16 protein-coding genes and 1 other RNA gene are annotated in these 19,657 nt (G+C 41.1%); 12 read left to right on the forward strand and 5 right to left on the reverse strand.

Going from position 1 to position 19,657, the window contains the following annotated elements:
* Positions 1-153: 153 nt before the first annotated feature.
* From EZV76_RS05910 to EZV76_RS05930, 5 genes are read left to right on the forward strand one after another with little or no spacing between them, the layout of a single operon-like run.
* Complete coding sequence (locus EZV76_RS05910; protein WP_136565681.1) at positions 154-1,134, forward strand: ROK family protein; 981 nt, start codon at positions 154-156, stop codon at positions 1,132-1,134.
* Between the two features lie 17 nt (positions 1,135-1,151).
* A complete protein-coding gene (locus tag EZV76_RS05915) occupies positions 1,152-2,324 on the forward strand; it encodes an MFS transporter (RefSeq protein ID WP_136565682.1) in 1,173 nt (390 codons plus the stop codon).
* An 11-nt stretch (positions 2,325-2,335) separates the two neighbouring features.
* The gene (locus EZV76_RS05920; protein WP_136565683.1) at positions 2,336-3,097 is read left to right on the forward strand and encodes a sugar isomerase domain-containing protein; all 762 of its coding nucleotides are present in this window, start codon (positions 2,336-2,338) and stop codon (positions 3,095-3,097) included.
* Between the two features lie 8 nt (positions 3,098-3,105).
* Complete coding sequence (locus tag EZV76_RS05925) at positions 3,106-3,753, forward strand: ChbG/HpnK family deacetylase (RefSeq protein WP_136565684.1); 648 nt, start codon at positions 3,106-3,108, stop codon at positions 3,751-3,753.
* 20 nt (positions 3,754-3,773) lie between these two features.
* Positions 3,774-6,275: a bifunctional glycoside hydrolase family 9 protein/polysaccharide deacetylase gene (locus EZV76_RS05930; RefSeq protein WP_136565685.1), complete on the forward strand. Its 2,502-nt coding sequence runs from the start codon at positions 3,774-3,776 to the stop codon at positions 6,273-6,275.
* 27 nt (positions 6,276-6,302) lie between these two features.
* On the opposite strand, the gene EZV76_RS05935 is transcribed toward EZV76_RS05930, so the two are convergent.
* A complete protein-coding gene (locus EZV76_RS05935; RefSeq protein ID WP_136565686.1) occupies positions 6,303-7,049 on the reverse strand; it encodes a DeoR/GlpR family DNA-binding transcription regulator in 747 nt (248 codons plus the stop codon).
* A gap of 313 nt (positions 7,050-7,362) precedes the next feature.
* On the opposite strand from EZV76_RS05935, the gene EZV76_RS05940 reads away from it, so the two are divergent.
* A complete protein-coding gene (locus tag EZV76_RS05940; protein ID WP_136565687.1) occupies positions 7,363-8,439 on the forward strand; it encodes a DUF4434 domain-containing protein in 1,077 nt (358 codons plus the stop codon).
* A 176-nt stretch (positions 8,440-8,615) separates the two neighbouring features.
* Positions 8,616-10,028 carry a sugar porter family MFS transporter gene (locus tag EZV76_RS05945; RefSeq protein WP_136565688.1) on the forward strand — a complete coding sequence of 471 codons (1,413 nt, stop codon included), beginning with the start codon at positions 8,616-8,618 and terminating at the stop codon, positions 10,026-10,028.
* 2 nt (positions 10,029-10,030) lie between these two features.
* Here EZV76_RS05945 and EZV76_RS05950 read toward each other — a convergent pair whose 3' ends face one another.
* Positions 10,031-11,272: an ROK family transcriptional regulator gene (locus EZV76_RS05950; RefSeq protein WP_136565689.1), complete on the reverse strand. Its 1,242-nt coding sequence runs from the start codon at positions 11,270-11,272 to the stop codon at positions 10,031-10,033.
* Between the two features lie 284 nt (positions 11,273-11,556).
* On the opposite strand from EZV76_RS05950, the gene EZV76_RS05955 reads away from it, so the two are divergent.
* A complete protein-coding gene (locus EZV76_RS05955) occupies positions 11,557-12,753 on the forward strand; it encodes a n-acyl-d-glucosamine 2-epimerase (protein ID WP_236640868.1) in 1,197 nt (398 codons plus the stop codon).
* A 99-nt stretch (positions 12,754-12,852) separates the two neighbouring features.
* The gene (locus EZV76_RS05960; protein WP_136565690.1) at positions 12,853-14,106 is read left to right on the forward strand and encodes a mechanosensitive ion channel family protein; all 1,254 of its coding nucleotides are present in this window, start codon (positions 12,853-12,855) and stop codon (positions 14,104-14,106) included.
* Positions 14,107-14,297: 191 nt separating this feature from the next.
* Here the strand turns inward: EZV76_RS05960 and ssrA are convergent.
* Positions 14,298-14,698: a transfer-messenger RNA gene (ssrA, locus tag EZV76_RS05965) on the reverse strand.
* Positions 14,699-14,932: 234 nt separating this feature from the next.
* Between ssrA and EZV76_RS05970 the strand changes: the two genes are divergently transcribed.
* Both EZV76_RS05970 and EZV76_RS05975 read left to right on the forward strand, forming a co-directional pair.
* Entirely contained in the window at positions 14,933-16,138 is a 1,206-nt protein-coding gene (locus EZV76_RS05970; RefSeq protein WP_136565691.1) for an NAD(P)-dependent oxidoreductase, read from the forward strand.
* Positions 16,139-16,216: 78 nt separating this feature from the next.
* On the forward strand, positions 16,217-16,492 hold the full coding sequence (locus tag EZV76_RS05975; protein ID WP_136565692.1) for a hypothetical protein: 276 nt from the start codon (positions 16,217-16,219) through the stop codon (positions 16,490-16,492).
* Here EZV76_RS05975 and EZV76_RS05980 read toward each other — a convergent pair.
* Positions 16,489-17,610, reverse strand: a complete 1,122-nt coding sequence (locus tag EZV76_RS05980) for an Sb-PDE family phosphodiesterase (RefSeq protein WP_136565693.1) — start codon at positions 17,608-17,610, stop codon at positions 16,489-16,491. The two genes, EZV76_RS05975 and EZV76_RS05980, sit on opposite strands and share 4 nt — an antisense overlap.
* Positions 17,611-17,720: 110 nt before the next feature.
* Between EZV76_RS05980 and EZV76_RS05985 the strand changes: the two genes are divergently transcribed.
* Complete coding sequence (locus tag EZV76_RS05985; RefSeq protein ID WP_136565694.1) at positions 17,721-18,086, forward strand: DUF1801 domain-containing protein; 366 nt, start codon at positions 17,721-17,723, stop codon at positions 18,084-18,086.
* A gap of 2 nt (positions 18,087-18,088) precedes the next feature.
* On the opposite strand, the gene EZV76_RS05990 is transcribed toward EZV76_RS05985, so the two are convergent.
* Positions 18,089-19,657 carry a PepSY-associated TM helix domain-containing protein gene (locus EZV76_RS05990; RefSeq protein WP_136565695.1) on the reverse strand — a complete coding sequence of 523 codons (1,569 nt, stop codon included), beginning with the start codon at positions 19,655-19,657 and terminating at the stop codon, positions 18,089-18,091.

Raw genomic sequence — 19,657 nt, forward strand, 5'->3', positions numbered from 1 at the left:
GCAGATTTATTAGTTTAAAAATGCCAAAAAAATGCATGAATGAGTAAATTTTTTTTTAAAAACGCATAAAAAATGCAAAAAAATGAAATTTGTATGTGTATGAAAGTAATTTTTTGCTTAATTTGTGCATGTTGTTAATGTAAACAAAGAAGAATGGGGCATGACAAGGTGGGTGTAATAGGAGTTGACTTGGGAGGGACCAAAGTTGCAGGTGGTCTTTTTTTGCTTGATGGCACCCAATTAAAGAAAAAAGTGAATAAGCTTGATGGCAGGGTTGGTAATGATGTAGGGGTGTTGATAGTCAAGTTGGTCAACGAACTCATGGCTTTGGCCAAGAAGGAAGAATTCTTAATTAAGGCTGTGGGAATTTGCGTTCCCGGAATAAGTGATGAGATTACCCAAACCGTTTGGGCGCCGAACATTTCTGGATGGGAATCTTACCCTTTAAGAAAGGTGGTTGAAGAAGGAATAAATGAAGCAAATGTGCCTGTGTTTGTTGATAATGATCGCTCCTGTTCCATTCTTGCGGAAGTGTGGAAAGGAAAGGCGAAAAATTGTGATAACGCTTTGTTCATTACAGTAGGAACGGGGATTGGTGTTGGAATTTTGGCAGATGGCAAGGTGTTGAATGGGGCCAATGGTATTGCCGGTTCCATTGGATGGTTGGGGATGGATGTGAATTTCTCCAATAAAAGCCATCAAGGGGGTAATTTGGAACACTATGCTTCTGGTGGTGGGATTTCTGATCATGCCAAAACACTTTTAAAAGAAAGCCCCGAAATGGAGAGTACTTTAAGAAGCCTAGATCAAGAAACCTTATCAACAGAAGATGTGTTTGAAGCATATGGCATAGGTGATTCGGTTGCAGTTTTCGTGCTGGATACTGCGGTAAAATATTGGGGAATGTGTACAGGGAATTTGATCAGCATTTTTAATCCAGAGAAAATCATTTTTGGTGGTGGTGTGTTTGGCCCTGGCTCCCAGTTTTTGGAAGAAATCAAATTGGAATCAAAACGATGGGCCCAACCCATTAGTTTTGGAAACGTGACTGTGGATGTTTCTGGTTTGGGAGGAGATGCTGGACTTATAGGTGCTGGGTATTTGGCTCTTACATCCTTGAATAAATCAGAATAAGACCTGAATCATTTTCGATGAAGAAAGAGAAGAAATATAATTACAAAGTGGTTTTTGTGGCAGCTTGTTTGGGAATGTTGCTGTTTGGTGTTGTGATGATTTCTTTGGGGTCATTGCTGCCATCCATTTCAAAAAAGATATACCTAAGCAATGTTGAAACCGGCGCCACCCTATCCTTATTGCCTTTGGGCATTCTTTTAGGGTCCATTGTCTTTGGCCCTTTGGTGGATAGGTTTGGGTACAAAATTATATTGATCATAGGCGGATTGCTTTCATTTATTGGGTTTGAAGGTTTGGGCGCTGCCACGCAATCCGACTACTTGAAATGGACTATTTTGATCATTGGATTGGGAGGTGGAATCTTAAACGGGGCCACTAACGCTTTGGTGTCGGATATCAGTAAGGATAAGCACAGTGCCAATTTGAGTTTGTTGGGCGTTTTTTACGGAGTAGGTGCTTTGGGTGTGCCTGCGGTCGTTGGTTTCTTGCAAAAATATTTAGAGACAGATGTGCTCATTTTTTGGATGGGCATGGGAATGCTGCTACCCGTTGTTCTTTTTGGCATTACAATTTTTCCAAGTCCCAAGAAAGCACAAGGCTTTCCAGTTGCACAAGGATTGGGGATGTTAAAAGACCCTATTCTTCTGTTGTTGGGTTTTGTTTTGTTCTTTCAGAGCGGTTTGGAGGGAATAGCCAATAATTGGACCACCCTATTTTTGGAGACCGAAAGAGCTTTTGAACCTGCCGATGCATTATTTGTTCTGTCCCTTTTTGTGTGTGGTCTTTGCGCTGCCCGATTACTGTTGGGAAAAATCCTGCGTCAGATAAACCCGTATACCGTATTGCTTTTAAGCGTCTGCATCCTTTTGGGAAGTGCTACTATAATTTGGGCTTTTCAAGCACATTCCCTTTCAATTATGGGTCTTGTTGGCTTTGGGATTGGTCTTGCCGCGGGGTTTCCTGTGGTCTTGGGTTACGTGGGGAAAATGTACAAGGAACTAACGGGTACCGCCTTTAGTTTGGTGATTACCATTGCGCTTATCGGAAATGTGCTTAGCAATTACCTCATGGGCTGGGTTTCGCAATACTTTGGAATAGGATTATACCCCGTTCTTCTGGTGGTGTTGGTAATTGCCATGGCTGGGCTGATTCTCGGATTACAAAAAAGATTAAATCAAATTAAATATTAAATACATCTATAATGTTAGCAAAAGAGTGGCTTAACAATGCCAGGAATGTGATGTCCAAAATCGAGGACACTCAAATCGAGAATATTCAAAAAGCGGCCGAAATCATGGCAGATTCCATAGAGAAGGGAAAATGGGTGCATACCTTTGGATGTGGTCATGCCACCCTCCCTATTGAGGAGATGTACCCAAGAATTGGTGGTTTTGTGGGTTTTCATCCCATTGTGGAACTCCCCCTTACCTTTTTTACCAACATTGTTGGACAAATGGGTGTTGATCAGTTTATCTTTTTGGAGCGGGTGGAAGGCTATGGCCGCGAGATTATGAAAGGGCACAATTTTGACAAAGAAGATACCATGTGGCTGTTTTCGCATACGGGCGTAAATGCCGTAAACATTGATATTGCATTGGATGCCAAGGAAAAAGGCATGAAGGTCATAGTGTTTGGTTCGGCTGCGGAAGCTAAAAACAAGACCACTAAACATTCTTGTGGAAAAACATTGTTTGAGTTGGCCGATTTGGTAGTGGATACCTGTGCCCCTGCCGAGGATGCATCGGTTCCTCTAAAGAATCATGTGGACAAAGTGGGCCCAGTTTCTACAATGGCCTTTGTAACAGCTGTTTGGATGACCGTTACCACCGTTGCTGAGATATTGGCGGACAGAGGGGTGAAACTCCATATCCACCCATCTCACAATGTTCCTGGAGATTCAACTTCCAAACAAAGATTGGCAGAAGCGCTGAGTGAGTATAAGAGAAGAATAGCGGGAGTTTAAATAGGGACATGGCGTACTTGATAATCAATGCAGATGATTTTGGAATGAGCGATCATTTCAACGGGCATATTATTCAGCTTTTAGTGGAAAAGAAGATTACTTCCACGACCGTTATGGTTAACCGTATTTCGGATAATCAGGCCGCATCGGTGAAAGAACTCAAATATCTGAATGGATATAGTGACATTAGTGTAGGTCTACATGTAGAATTCACGTATGACAAGCATATGGAACAAGTAAAGGGACAGTACCAGAAATTCATTGATATTTTTGGTATTGCCCCAAGTCATTTGGACGTGCATAAGGAACATTTACATACCAAATACCACTCTATTGTGGCAAAATTTTGTCGTGAGAAGAGACTGTCGTTCCGAAATCACGGAAAGGTGTTTAGGGGTGTGGTAATGCCGGATAAAAAATATTTTTATGGCTCAGTAGAGCATTTCCCAGAAATAGATTCCTGGCTGAAAGGACTCGAAAAGGGGAAGGTTCATGAACTGGTGTTCCATCCGGGGAGCTATGACCCTAATTGCTCTTCCAGTCTTAATAAAGACAGACAATGGGACTTGGACCATATCAATAGAATACACAAGGAATATTTAAATTATAATTTTCATTTGATCAACTTCAACGACCTTAAAAGGGGTCTAGGTTGATTCACAAATTTGGTTGTTACATGAAAAATAGGATGTTGTTGGTATTTTTTCTTTTTGCCTTTGCCATTGGGTGGGCCAAAGAAGAATCTTGGATACGGATAAACAATTTGGGTTATTTACCACAATCCATTAAAGTGGCGGTTTTGGGATCCAAAGTAGAGGTGGAGGTAAAATCCTTTTCCTTGGTGGATGCGGTCACTGGCAAGAAAGTATATACGTCCAGAAGAGTAATGTCCAAAGGGGCTTATGGTCCTTTTGCATCATCGTACCGATTGGATTTCAGTGACTTTGAGGCAACGGGAAGGTATTTTATCCAAGCCAAGACCATTACCTCCCCAGAGTTCGAAATAAATGCCAATGTGTATGACAATACGGCTGATTTTCTTTTGAAGTACATGCGCCAACAACGCTGTGGGTACAACCCCTTTTTAACGGATTCCTGCCATATGGATGATGGATTTATTGTTTACAACCCCAAGCGGGAGGGAGAACGTATAGACGTTACTGGAGGATGGCATGATGCATCGGATTATTTGCAGTATACAGCAACATCTGCCAATGCTGTATATCAATTGTTGTTGGCTTACCGCGAAAACCCCGGAGCGTTTGGAGATATGTTCCAAGCAAACGGTCTTCCTGGAAAAAATGGTATTCCCGACATCATTGATGAAGCTAAGTTTGGAATGGATTGGCTAAAAAAAATGAATCCTTCCCCAGAAGAATACTATAACCAGATTGCAGATGATAGGGACCATGCAGGGTATAGGTTGCCTAACAAAGACAGTGTAATCTATGATGAAAACAGAAAAGGCAGACCGGTCTATTTGGCTTCTGCTGAAAAACAAGGGCTTAAAAAATACCAAAACCGTTCTACTGGGGCTGCCTCTACTGCAGGTAAGTTTGCTTCTGCTTTTGCCATTGGAGGTATGGTCTTAAAGGATTTTTATCCTGAGTACACGGAAGATCTTCTATCTAGGGCGCGCAATGCGTATGATTTTGGTAAGAAAAATCCAGGAGTCAGTCAGACGGCACCATGCAAGGCCCCGTATTTTTATGAGGAAGAAAACTGGCACGATGATATGGAATTGGCTGCCGGGGCCTTGTACAATCTTACTGGTGATGCTATATATAAAAACGAGGGAATGGATTTTGCCCAAAAGGAGCAGATTTCTCCATGGATAGGAAAGGATACCGTTAGGCACTATCAGTACTACCCTTTTTTGAATGCAGGGCATTTTGAACTGGCTGTTTCAGGAAAAAATGAAAAGGCAAAGAACTTGGCCAACTTGTATAAAAAAGGACTCAAAGCCATTCAAGAACGAGGTAAAGACAATGCGTTTCTTATAGGAACTCCCTTTGTGTGGTGTTCCAATAACTTTGTCACCGCTGCGGTGACACAATCCCACATGTATCGTGAACTCACTGGGGATGATACCTATTTGGAAATGGAGGCTGCACTCAGGGATTGGCTGTTTGGCTGCAACCCTTGGGGCACTAGTATGATCGTTGGACTACCTGGTCATGCCGATTCGCCTGTAAAACCCCATTCGTCCCTCACTGTACTGGAAGGATATGCAACCTATGGAGGATTGGTGGATGGACCGGTTTATGGTTCTATTTTCAACAGTCTAATTGGAATCAAGTTAGAAGAGGAGGATAGTTATGCAGAGTTTCAGTCCGATTTGGTGGTTTATCATGATGATATTGGGGATTATTCCACCAATGAACCCACTATGGATGGGACGGCCTCTTTGGTGTATTATTTATCTTCCATGGAATCCAAAAGTCAAAAAGCAGGGCATAAAAAAGCAGATTTCACCTATGATGACAGTGGTGCTCTAATACGTGGAAACACTTCCGAAAAGAAAATCAACCTAACCTTTACCGGAGATCAATATGCAGATGGACTGCCGTTAATTTTGGAGACCTTGGATAAACATCAAATAAAAGGGTCATTCTTTTTTACCGGAAACTTTTATAGGAATTCAAAGTATGCTACCGTGATTAAGAGATTAAAAGATGGGGGGCATTATTTGGGAGCGCATTCAGATAAGCATTTGTTGTACAACGACTGGTCTCCCCAAAAGAAGTTGTTGGTAACGCAGTACGGCTTTCAAAAAGATTTGTTGGACAATTATGAAATCATGGCGCAGCATGGGATACAAAAAGAGGATGCTCCCTTTTTTATGCCCCCTTACGAGTGGAACAGTAGCGAGATTACCCAATGGACCAATCAATTGGATTTAAGCTTGATCAATTACACGCCGGGAACCATTTCCCATGCAGATTACACCACTCCGGATATGGAAAATTACAGGAGCAGTGCTGAGATTATGGAATCCATTCTTTCGTATGAGGATAAAGAAGGATTACATGGTTTCTTGCTTTTAACTCATGTGGGAACCGACCCAAATCGTACTGATAAATTCTATATTCGATTGGAAGAGCTTATAACCACTTTGAACGGAAAGGGATATAAGTTTGTGTCCTTGGAAGAGCTGTTGGCAAAAAAGAACCCCTAAAATTAGTAATGGAGTAGGTTTGCTTGTTTACAGCAATTTAACCCCTGTTGCCCGATATTCATCCAGTAGAGGGTCGGCAGGGTCCAAGTCTGTAATCAAGGTGGAAATCTCATCGATGTCACATACGATATGGCTCTGCTTTTTGTTGAGCTTGTCTGAGGTTACCAAAGATATGGTTTGGTCTGCGGCGGTCACGAATTCGCGTTTAATGCTGGCTACCTCATAAGAACCTTCGGTTATTCCCGTTGGGGTAATGCTTCCAGTGCCCAAAAAAGCAAAATCGACCTTTAATCTGGAAATTTTTTGGATGACATCCAAACTAATGGTGACCAAAGAATTTTTGTTGATTTTTCCGCCCAAGAAAAAAAGTTCAATATTGGGGCGATTGGCCAGTTCCATGGCAATGGGAAGGCAGTAGGTGTATACTGTGGCGCGGATGTCGTTGGGCAGAAAACGCACCAAGGTAAGATTGGTGGTACCGTCACTAATGATCATAGAAGTGTCGTCTTCAATAAGGCTCACGGCTTTTTGGGCTATAAGTTCCTTTTTGTCATTATTGATGATAAGGTTGTGGTTATAGCTGTAATATTTTTGGGTTTTGCTTATAGCGCCACCATGTACTTTATTGATAAGCCCTTCGGCAGAAAGACTGTTTAAATCCCTTCTAATGGTGTCTTCGGAAACATTAAGCTCCAAGGCCAATTCATTGGAATATACTTTTCGTTTGGTATTGACCAAGTTCAGGATGAGGTTTTGTCTTTTGACTTTGTTCATAAATGAAGGAATAAAAATGCAAAACTAAGGATTTGCAGGACTATGTACACGGAATACGTGCAATTTAATGGGGTTTATAAGGTTGTTGCGTGCTGTTGTATGCAAAAAACACCATTATTGCATAAAAAATGCAGGTTTTAGGCGCTGTAACTTCGAATGTATCCATCAATATGAATTCTTTATGGTAAATAATGTATGCTGTGAATTATATACTTTAGTGATTCGGATTGGTTGAAATCACCCTGATATCATTATTTCTGGACTTTATGGATAACCGCACTTAGACTTGATTGAAGTGTACTAAAAACTTTTTATGAAAAGAAAAGATTCAAAACGCAGACAATTTATGAAGAATGCCATGCTTGGTGGAACGGCTTTATTTGCAGAGCCCTATTTAAATGCTTCTGAGCCTGAGTTTTTCTTTGAAGAATCAAATTTGATTGTCCCAAAACAGCAGGGGCTGCAGATTACGGGCACTTTCTTGGATGAAATATCCCATGATATTCCTCATCAGAATTGGGGTGAAAAGGAATGGGAACGTGATTTCCAGCATATGAAAGCAATTGGGATAGACACGGTGATCATGATCAGGTCTGGTTATAGAAAGTTTATCACCTATCCTTCGGAATACCTTCTTTCCAAAGGATGCTATAGACCTTCGGTAGATTTATTGGAGTTATTTCTTCGCCTTGCCGAGAAGTATAAAATGAAGTTTTATTTTGGTCTATACGATTCTGGTGAATATTGGGATACTGGAGATTTGACCAAAGAAATAGATTCCAATTTGTTTGTGATAGATGAGGTATGGAAGAATTATGGCAGTCGCTACAAAAGTTTTCAGGGGTGGTACTTGAGTGGTGAAATCAGCAGAAGGACTAAGGGTGCCATCACCTCCTTTCATAAATTGGGCAAGCACTGTAAAGATGTCTCTGGAGGATTGCCTACATTGATTTCCCCTTGGATTGATGGAAAAAAGGCCGTGGCCGCGGCTTCGGGAACGTTGACCAAATCCGAAGCTGTATCTGTTGTGGAGCATGAAAAGGAATGGGATGAAATATTTTCCGGAATCCATGAGGTGGTTGATGCCTGTGCCTTTCAAGATGGGCATATAGATTATGATGAATTGGATGCGTTCTTCGGGGTAAACAAAAAGTTGGCCGATCGGTATAGTATTGAGTGCTGGACCAATGCTGAATCTTTCAGTAGGGATATGCCCATAAAATTCTTCCCTATAAAGTTTGATAAGCTTAGAATGAAGCTGGAAGCGGCTCAACGAGCAAATTATCATAAAGCGATTACATTCGAATTTTCACATTTCATGAGTCCGCAATCAGCATATCTGCAAGCAGGGCATTTATACAACAGGTATAGGGAATATTTTGGGATATAAGATTTTATAACCCAGGCTAGGCTTGTCATTTACAAGACAATCATCCCTTTTTATAAGATCAAGGGTATCAACAGGACAAGGGTTAGTCCGTAATTTTCAATATTTTAAAAAAAATTATTAATAAATATAATTATAAAAATAAATATCAGTAAGTTGCAATTCATAAAGTATGCATTATGAATATTGATCAGATCGCCAAAGAAGGCAACCTAGGGTATGTGGTTTTTATTTCAGCTGTGGCGGCACTTGGGGGCTTTCTTTTTGGTTATGACACCGCTGTGATATCCGGAACCATAACCATGGTTACTTCACAGTTTGAACTGGATTCCGTTTTACAGGGGTGGTATGTCAGTTCGGCTTTGATCGGTTCCATTGGTGGAGTATTGGTGGCTGGTTATATCAGTGATTTGATCGGTAGAAAGAAGGCGATGTTGATTTCCTCTATATTCTTTCTGGTATCAGCGGTGGGTTGCGCACTGGCTATGGATATGTTTCAGCTTGTGTGCTATAGAATATGTGGTGGTGTGGGCATTGGGATGATATCTATTATTTCCCCAATGTATATATCCGAGATTGCTTTTGCCAAATATAGGGGAGCTATGGTGACCTTGTATCAATTGGCAATTACCTTGGGTTTTTTGGCGGCCTATCTGGTTAATTTTGAACTGCTTGACTTTTCGGAAAGTGTTGGTCGTCTTGAAGGGGATATGTGGAATAAATTGCTTGTGGATGAAGTTTGGAGGGGTATGCTGGGAATGGAGGCATTTCCTGCACTCATATTTTTATTGATGGTATTTCTACTACCAGAAAGTCCAAGATGGTTGTTCTTTAGGGGAGACGAAAAGAAATCCGCAATGGTGCTGGGCAAGATTTATAGATCTTCTGTGAAAATTCAAGAAGAAGTAAACGAGATGAAGGTTTCCCTAGGTGAAGTGGATAAAGGAAACTGGAAGTTGTTGTTGAAGCCTAATTTCTTAAAAGCCATATTGATTGGTGCCGCAGTGGCCATATTAGGCCAGTTCATGGGAGTCAACGCCGTGTTGTATTATGGTCCCACTATCTTTGAGCAGAGTGGAATGTCTGGCGGGGATGCCCTGTTTTATCAGGTATTTGTAGGGGGTGTCAATGTACTTACAACTATTCTTGCGCTTTATATTATTGACAAGGTCGGGAGGAAAAAGCTGGTATATTTTGGTGTAACCGGAATGATAATTACCTTATTGCTCATCTCAGGTTACTTTATCAAAGCTTCTGATTGGGGTATTCCTTCCCATATACTGTTGATCCTGTTCTTGGCATACGTTTTCTTTACCGCCATTTCCATCTCGGCAGTGATTTTTGTGCTACTTTCTGAGATGTACCCAACCAAGATAAGAGGGCTGGCCATGTCCATAGCTGGCTTTTCGCTTTGGATGGGGACCTTCATAGTGGGTCAATTGACACCATGGCTTTTAGAGGTGTTGAGTCCTCAGGGAACCTTTGTCTTATTTGCTATAATGTGCTTTCCTTACATGTACATTATATGGAAGTTGGTTCCAGAAACAACTGGTAAGACTTTGGAGGAGATAGAAAAGTTTTGGGAGGAATAAAATCAAGATAGGTTTGGATTCAAAACCTTGTGTTTTGCTAAATAGCAGGCCCCGAACACACCTGTTCCCTCGGTACCTTCTGACAGTTCCAATTGCGTATCGGCCCTTACAATGCTAAGGGAATATTTGTTGACGGTCATTTGGAGTGGTAGAAAAAAATGGTCTTTGGATTTGGTCAAAGCACCTCCGAAGATAATCAGTTCTGGATTATATAAGTGAATCAAGGTGGTGATGCCCTTTCCGAGCTTTTCGGCCATTGCTCCAATAAGTTCAATGGATAGTGTGTCGTCATTGTTGGCCGCTTTGATAATATCATCCATCTTGATGTTTTCAATGTTTGCGAAAGCATTTTGCAAGGATGAAGATTGCCCTCCTTTGAGCTTGTCTTTGAACTGTTTTTCAAGGGCCCTTCCTGAAACTTCTGTTTCTAGACATCCTTTCTTGCCGCATATGCAGATGATTTCGTTGTTGAAAAAGGGGATGTGTCCAAATTCTCCAGAATAACCTGATTTTCCATACAAAAGCTTCCCTTGCGCGAGCACGCCCAGTCCTAGTCCATAATCTGCGTTTACATAAAGTATGTTCTCGCTGTCTTTGGATTTTCTGCTATAAAACTCATAAAATGCCCTGGCTCTTGTGTCGTTCTCTATGAAACAAGGAATCCCTATTTTTTCTTGGAGGATGCTGCTCAAAGGAATCTTTGTGAAGTTGAAAAAATTATGACTGTATCCACTTAAATGGTTCACGCGACCGGAAAGGTTTACGCCGATTCGTATGATTTTGTTTCTCCATTTGGGATTTTTGTCTATAAAAAGGTTGATAATGTCACATAGTTGAAGAAGTGATTTTTCTGAGTTTTCCAAGTTGAATTCAATATCCTTGGAAAAAAGGATTGGGTTTTCATTGAAATCCATCAGTCCAATTTCTATGGAATTCCGCCCTAAATCAACCCCTATAAAATACATGGAATCGCCAATGAGTCCGTATAGGTGGGGACGCCTGCCTACATCAGTTTCTGCTTTGCCAAGGTCTTCAACAAGTCCTTCGTCAATCAGCTCTTGGATAAGCTTACTTACCTTGGGGGAACTGGAGTTGAATTTTTTTGAGATGTCGTTGATCGTTGCCGCTCCTTTTTTGTCCAATAGCCTAATGATTTTTTTCTTGAGCTGTAGGTTCTTGAAAATGACACCGCTTTTTTGCTCGTCCGGAATATCATTAAAAATATTATGCTTGTTTTTTTTCATTCTTTCTTTTTTGGAACGAGACGCGATTATAAAAATAATAAGAAAACCACAATGGCAATGAAAACAAAATATTGAAACCATGAAGCTGTATCTGTCAGCTTTTCGGATTGTTTCTAAAGCATTAAGGGGTAATGCCTTAAGCGAAGGTGCGAAACTGGTTTTATTATGTTCAATCTAATTAATAAAATAAATTAATAATTATTGGATATTTAATATTGAAAAAATTAATATTGTCAAGGCAGTTTTTGAACCCAAAGAAGAAGGGAAACTAAAAGTAATTCGTTTTGGCCATAGGAAAAGAAGATTTTGGAAAGTACAAGGAAATTTACAGGGAAAATTTATTGAGACATGTTCTGCCTTTTTGGGAAAAACATTCCATAGATAATGAAAATGGAGGGTTCTTTACCTGTTTGGGAGTCGATGGGAGTGTATATGATACAGATAAGTTTGTTTGGCTCCAATGCAGGCAAGTATGGATGTTCGCCAAGCTTTACAGTGAGGTTGAAGCAAATTCAAAATGGCTTGACATAGCAATCCATGGTGCTGATTTCTTACAGAAATACGGCAGAAGTGAATCCGGACGATGGTACTTTTCCTTGGATAAAAAGGGGAGTCCCTTGGTACAGCCATATAACATCTTTTCAGATTGTTTTGCGTCTATGGCTTTTGGTCAGCTTGGGAAAATCACCGGCAAAGCGGAATATAATGCAATAGCTACCCAAACTTTTTATAAAATCCTTGATGCACAGGATAATCCAAAAGGAAAATATGAAAAGACATATCCAAGTACCAGGGATCTGCAAAATTTAAGCTTGCCCATGATCCTAAGTAATTTGGTAATGGAACTCGACCATATTTTGGATGCCAAGGTGGTGGACGAACAACTCAATAGTGTTAAGGACAAGATCCTATCCTACTTTTATAAACCTGAGCATGGCCTGATCATGGAGAATGTTGGCATAGATGGCGGTTTCAGTGATACCTTTCAAGGTAGGCTTATTAATCCGGGGCATGGTTTGGAAACCCTATGGTTTTTAATGGACATTGCTGAGCGGCAAAATGATAAGGAACTCATCCAAAAGTGCACGGATGCTGTTGTATCTACCTTGGAATACGGTTGGGATTCGGAATATGGGGGGCTGTTTTATTTTATGGACCTCAGAGGTAATCCTCCTGAGCAACTTGAATGGAGCAATAAGCTTTGGTGGCCCCATATTGAAGCCATGATAGCATGTGCAAAAGGGTTTTATTTCACAGGCAATATCCGATGCTGGGAATGGTTGGTAAAACTACATAGTTATACATGGGGTCATTTTGTGGATGAAGATCATGGGGAATGGTTTGGCTATCTGTCACGGGAGGGTAAAATTACGCATCACATGAAGGGAGGCAAATGGAAAGGCTGTTTCCATGTACCAAGAGGGGTATTGTATTTGTGGGAGTTAATGGCCAAATTGGAAACAAACCGTGCGGTTCAATAGTCATATCGGTAAATTAATCAATTGTGTAATCGGTCAATATTTTGTCTTGGGCTTGGTTTGGATTATTTTTGGCACACTTGATTTATCATCTTTCACGGAATGGATTACAAACGAATTTTATACGACCGATTATTGGAGATCGGGCTTGCCGAAAATGTTGCATCATATTTGAATTTGTTGCTGCTTTTATTGGTTAGCCTAATCATAGCGGGTCTTTTAGACTTTATCATATGGAAACTGTTGCGACTTTTATCCGTTCGGTTGGCACGTAAATCCGCCACAAATTTTGATAACTATTTGGTTTCCCATAGGGTCCCCAGACATGTGGCCCGTATTTTTCCTTTGCTGTTTCTTTTTGAGGTTGTGCCTGTTGTTTTTTTGGACTTTGAATGGGCACGTGGTATTGCCATAAAACTGCTACAGACCCTGTTTGTAATCTCTATGTTGCTCATTGCGAAGAATATTTTGAGGAGCACCAAAGACTATCTTCGAAGTAAAGCACGATACAGGGACAAGCCTTTGGATAGTTACATTCAGGTTTTCATGATTTTTGCATGGGTTTTGGGTGGTCTTGCCATTTTTGCCATTCTTACAGAAACTACAATTTGGAAGTTTTTTACAGCACTGGGTGCGGCCTCGGCTATTATATTGTTGATATTCAAAGACTCCATATTGGGGCTGGTGGCGAGCATACAGGTAAGTATCAACGATATGGTCCGTATTGGGGATTGGATCACTTTTGATAAATACGGGGCCGACGGGGATGTTGTGGAAATTAGTCTTGCTACCGTGAAAGTGCAGAATTTTGACAAGACCATAACAACCATTCCTACCTATGCACTTATTTCCGATTCATTTAAAAATTGGAGAGGTATGCAGGAATCAGGGGGGAGAAGAATAAAGCGTCCCATACTCATAAGCCAAAAAAGCATACGTTTTTTAACCGATCTAGATGTTGATGAGCTTAAGAAGATTGAGCGCGTTAGACCCTATCTCATTGACCGCATGGATAAAATTAAAGCCCATAACGAGTCCCATGAAGTTGATAAGTCCCTGGCGATAAATGGTAGAAATCTGACTAATTTTGGGGTATACAGAAAATATATACAGGAATATTTGGAGCAACATACGGCAGTGCACAAAGGAATGACCTTGATGGTTCGCCAACTACAGCCTGAGCCCCATGGCATTCCGTTGGAAATCTATGTGTTTAGTTCGGATAAGCGTTGGGAAAACTATGAATATATCATGGCCGATATCTTTGATCATCTATTGGCAGCCCTTCCCTTTTTCGGGTTGGAGGTATTTGAATGGCCCACCAGTTTTAGTAAGGAGCAGACCAAACTTTCTTGATAAGGTTGTAGCTGATTCTTACGCTTGATTTTTGTGGTCATACAAATTATATCCTTAATGAGTTGTTATGGAATAGAACCATGTTTGAACCTGAATAGCGATAACTTTATTAATGCTGTTGCTAGAGATTAAAAAAATAAAACCTGTAAATTACTGATTTACAGGTTTTATGTTTTGTTTTGATGGTGTTTTGGTGGAGCCGGAGGGATTCGAACCCTCGTCCAAACAAGCAACAACTAGGCTTTCTACATGCTTAGTCCGAGTTCAATTTTCGATGCACGACCGACCAAGGACTGCCTATCGTACACTTAGCTTCTTAAGTTTAGGATCTTTGCCGAAGCCACAAAAATCCGGTGTTGACTTTTATGGTGCCCCAAAAAAGGTCGCCGTCAACAAGGGCTACCAAGGGACATTCAGCTTTCCCGCCTTGCGGGACTAGGCTTGGACTTACTATAATTCAGTCAATTAAGCAGCTAAAGCGTAGTTAGACTCGCCATTTAAAAAAGTTGAGACATTGAATTAACGAGCATCATTCCCATAGCTCGACATGCTTACATAGCCATTGGTCTCGCTGTCAAAACCAGTCGGCCCCATAATGAGATTTCATTCCTGCGTAGGCAGGAATCTTTCTCAATTTTTTCAAAGAACTATTAATTGCGTTTCCACCTTTCGCTTCGCTCTTGGCGGTCGGGCTATCGGCTATACTTGGTATTTGCCTCTATCCCTAACACGGTTGGCAAAGGTAACTTATATCTTCAAAAGATAAAAAGTTTGCTTACCCTATACAATACTCTTATTTTGGTCAACAATTATACCAAAGCGTTGTATGAAATTCGGAATTATACGTGAGCGGAAAAACCCGCCGGATCGCAGGGTGGTTTTGTCACCGGTGGAATGTCAAAAAGTCCTGACCAATTTTCTCGAGGCCCAAATAGAAGTGGAATCATCTCCCATAAGGGTTTTTACAGATGGGGAATATCTAAAAAGTAATATTCAGGTAGTTGATAATGTGGAAGGGTGCGATGTGTTGCTTGGCGTAAAGGAAGTGCCCATAGAATACCTTATTCCCAATAAAAAGTATTTTTTCTTTTCCCATACCATAAAAAAGCAGCCCTATAATCGGAAATTGTTGAAGACCATTTTGGAAAAAAACATTGAGCTTTATGATCATGAAGTGATTACCAATACCAAGGAACAACGTTTGGTGGCCTTTGGCAGGTATGCTGGAATTGTTGGAGCTTACAATGGAATAAGGACTTATGGCTTAAAGTTTGATCTTTTCAATTTACCCAAAGCGGAAACTTTGGAAGACCAACAGGCCTTGATAAGGGAACTTAAAAAAGTTAACCTGCCGGCCATAAAAATCTTGTTGACTGGCAAGGGAAGGGTAGGCAATGGGGCCAGAGAAATGTTGGATGCCATGGGAATAAAACGGGTAAATGTTTCTGACTACCTGAACAAAGCCCATCAAGAGGCGGTTTACTGCCAAATCGATGCATCCGAATACAACAAGCGAAAAGATGGGATGCGTGGCAATAAGGCCGATTTCTTTAAAAATCCGCAAGAGTACAAATCAAACTTCTTTCGATTTGCCAAAGAGACCGACTTTTATATTGCAGGCCATTTTTATGGCGATGGTGCCCCATACCTCTATACTAGGGAAGATGCAAAACAATCTGAATTTAAAATCAAGGTAGTGGCCGATATTAGCTGTGACATAGATGGTCCAGTGGCTTCCACCATACGACCATCCACCATTGCAGATCCCGTATATGGCTATGAACCCAGTTCCGAGTCGGAAACCGATTTTAAGAATACCAATGCCATAGCGGTCATGGCCGTGGATAATCTTCCGTGTGAGTTGCCCAGGGATGCCAGTAATGGTTTTGGGGAAGCCTTCTCAAAATATGTGATTCCTGCTTTTTTTAACGGAGACGAAGATGGTATTTTAGAACGGGCCCGAATGACCCAAAATGGGAAGTTGACCTCGCGGTATTCGTATTTGCAAGGGTATGTAGAAGGGGTGGAGTGATTCATTTCATCGATATAAGGAATGTGTTATGGTGTGTAGCACATTTTTTAGTATATTGACTCTCTTATATCGGCTAAAGTGAAATTCAAATGGATATTGTCCGGGAATCTGGACGCCTCAGCCAAAAGGGCCTGCATAGACCTAGAGTATAAGCTCAGGCCCAGAATTACAAAGTTCCTCCTATCCAAATTCGACGGGGACTGTTGTGCCGATTTTTCCTGTTTTCATTTTGATGTTGATATGGATAACCAATGGATTTGGATTTCCAACAAAACCCCAGCGGAGCACATCAAAAAAATTAGTGCGGATTTTGATGCAGAAATCAATGGCCGCGAACTCTTCTCGGTAGCTTAGTCCGCGTTTTCAACCTTTACTTCCCATTGAACGGTAGGATGTTGTTTTGGCGCAACATATGCTCCCAATGCTTTTAAATTTAAGGTTAGGGAATCCAATTTTTCCAATGTTTTAACCTGAATAACTTTTGTGCCTTCAGCAGGAACAGTAAACACGGCGGGGCTGGAATAAAAAGTATAGGGCATTTGATTTTCAAAGATCAAATCGCTGCTAGACTCATTCTTTAGCGTTATCTTTAAAATGGAAGTTTTTTTGATATAGGTAGCTTCTTCAATGGAAATACAGGCCTCCAATAGTGGAATTAGATTTTCTTCCTTCCCAACCAAAAGGGAGTTATAGACAGCTACGGTCCGCCCTGCAAACAAAGCTTCTCTAACCGATGCTGCAGTTTTTTCTTTTGCAAAGACCAAAGTAATGGGGCGATTATGGCCTTTTTCAGTATAGTCCCAATCAATAAGGCCATGGATATCGCTGGTACCCATAATGGTCAGGTTGTTTTCCAAGGCCAAGGCCAATGATTCTTCAGCATAATCCCCCATGTTAATGACTTCTATACCGTGCAATTCTCCTTTTTGGATACGTTCTTTTTGGAAATCACTTAAAATGGGATTTCCTTTTGGGGATTGGGGATACCATGCCGGATGGTTCCAAAATACAAAAGCGCCTTGTTTTTTGGCTTCCCCAAAAACAGTTTCCGCCTTGTCATGCAACAATTTATTGGCGTCTTGTATAAAAATGGCATTGTTGTGACCCATGGGGGCACCGCGGGTGATCTCAGAACCATTAATAATCAACAGTTCGTGGTCTTTGGCTTCGGCCATGGCCAATTCAAAAGAACGGTTTCTGTCAGGATGGGGAATATCTTCCTTATGCGGTTGATACTCCAAATGCTCGGTTAAGGAAATTACGTCCAAATTTTCCCGTAGGGCTTCCGATACCCTAATGGTGGGCCATACATTTCCATCCGAAAAAACCGTGTGCTGATGGAAATCTGTTTTTAGGGTTTTATAGTTGGGAACATCTGGGAATGTAATCGCTCTTGCGCTTGTGTGCGAATGCTCTTGGGCAAAAATCACGGCGGAGGCAAAAAAGGACAGAAAAAGAGGTTGAAGTTTCATGGTGGTCGGTTTTTTCCAAATGTATGAAACGTTCTTACATTATTGCTTTACAAGAAAAATAATTTGGATTAAGAAATGGTAAAATGGAATCAAATTCTGATTTTTGATACATGAACCCCGCCGAAGCATACATCCTAGATCAATCTGAACCGTTCAAAAGCATTCTTTTGCAATTGCAGGTCTTTGTGGAGAGCACAGTTCCTGATGTGGAATTAAAATATAAGTATCGTATTCCGTTTTATTATTTGGGAGGAAAACCGTTTTGTTATCTAAATGCGTCTGCCAAAAAGGGGTATGTAGATGTAGGTTTTTGGAGTTCCGCCCACTTAACCGTTCATCTGGATAAAATGGTCACCGAAGGTAGAAAGGTGATGAAATCCCTCAGATATCACCAACCCGAGGAAATTGATGCAGAGGTACTTGTGGCCATTCTTGAAGATGCCAGTTCTGTAAACCACAAAGGTTTTTGGAAATAGGGCTAGCTTTTGACCGTATTTTTATTGGGTATGGGCTCCTTGAGCTTGAAGAGTGCCACCCAAAGGGTAATCAATCCCAAAACCATCCAAAGCAAATCTATCAATAAGATATGGTGATGGCCGTTGTTGTAGCTGACCCACATCCAATTTCCAGAGGCAATGCCATTGGCAATGGGAACCATCAGCGCCAAAATACTACCTGATAGCAAAGTCCATTTGTTGGTGAAGCCAATATCCTTTTTGAAGATGAAAAAGAGGGTGGCAACCAACCAAATAGGGAAATAAGTTCGGTACAAGAAGGTTCGATTTACCTCTTCGGCAAATTTTACCACAATAAATTCCAGGGCGGTAACTGGATAAAGGGTCAAACAAATCGCCATGTAAATGTTGGCCACTTGATGGTTGAACTTACGTCGTTTCTCAGGAATGTTCTTTTTGTCTCGCGCCACCAACCATATCATAATCCCAGATAGAATTACAAAACAGGAGACCAATCCAAGGATAAAGGAGATGAGACGAAGGCCATTCCCTGCATAATCCCCAAAATGTAGTCGGAACATCATATTTTTCACTCCATCCAGATAGGAATTATTGGTTATCGGCATTTTTTCTTCCACGATGGAACCATCTGCAATTTTGTAGATGCGATGTCCCAATCCATTAAGCTTGGTGGAATATCCCATATGACCACTTAGGACTACATGCATGTTGGTATCCCCATAATTGAAAATATGGGCTTCGGTAACCTTGAAGTCTTGCCATTCTTCCTTCAGATTGGCAATCAAAGGGTCTAAACGAATGGATTGGTCCAATTTCTCATTCCGATAGCTGTATTCGGGATGGTTGTATTCCAAATCTTCAAACAGTTGGTTTTGGTCACCATCATACAACCCGGCTACAAGGGGAAGCATCAATATGCCTTTCAAAAGGAAAAAGGCTCCGGTAACGGCATATACAAATTGAAACGGAAACCCTATCACGCCCAAAGCGGTGTGGGCATCGGTCCACATTGCTTTTATTTTGGCCCAAGGGCGGAACACATAAAAGTTGGAGACAATTTTGTTCCAATGGACTAAAATACCGGTTAGGATGGCAAAAAGAAAGAAGAAAGCCACCAATCCGGCCAAATAGCGGCCATAGGGGTATGGAATCTGGTCCAAAAAGTGTAGTCGGTACAAGAATTCGCCTAAATGGTAGGACCCAACATAATCCCGTTTGGATTTATCCGAAGTGTCCAAATAGAAAAAACCACGGGTTTGATCTTCCTCGGATGCAAGGGAATCCTTGGAGGCTCCGAGGTTGACATTTACACTTCGCTCATTGTAATAATGGCTAATCTCCACATCACGCCCCAAAAGATTGTACTCTTTTGAAATATGAGTCAGAAGCGAATCCATGCTGGTTACAATGGCGTCTTCTTGGGATACATGGTGCCCCCGCTGCCAATTGGCAATCTCATCCCTAAAAAAGGAGAAAGAACCAGTAAAAAAGATAACATAGAGGGCCACACTGATTACTATACCGCTAACGGTATGGGTGTGAAAAAGAATGTTGTAAATTCGGTTTCCCAT

Origin of the sequence: Flagellimonas alvinocaridis (genome assembly GCF_004916895.1) — a bacterium.
Classification (GTDB): Bacteria; Bacteroidota; Bacteroidia; order Flavobacteriales; family Flavobacteriaceae; genus Flagellimonas; species Flagellimonas alvinocaridis.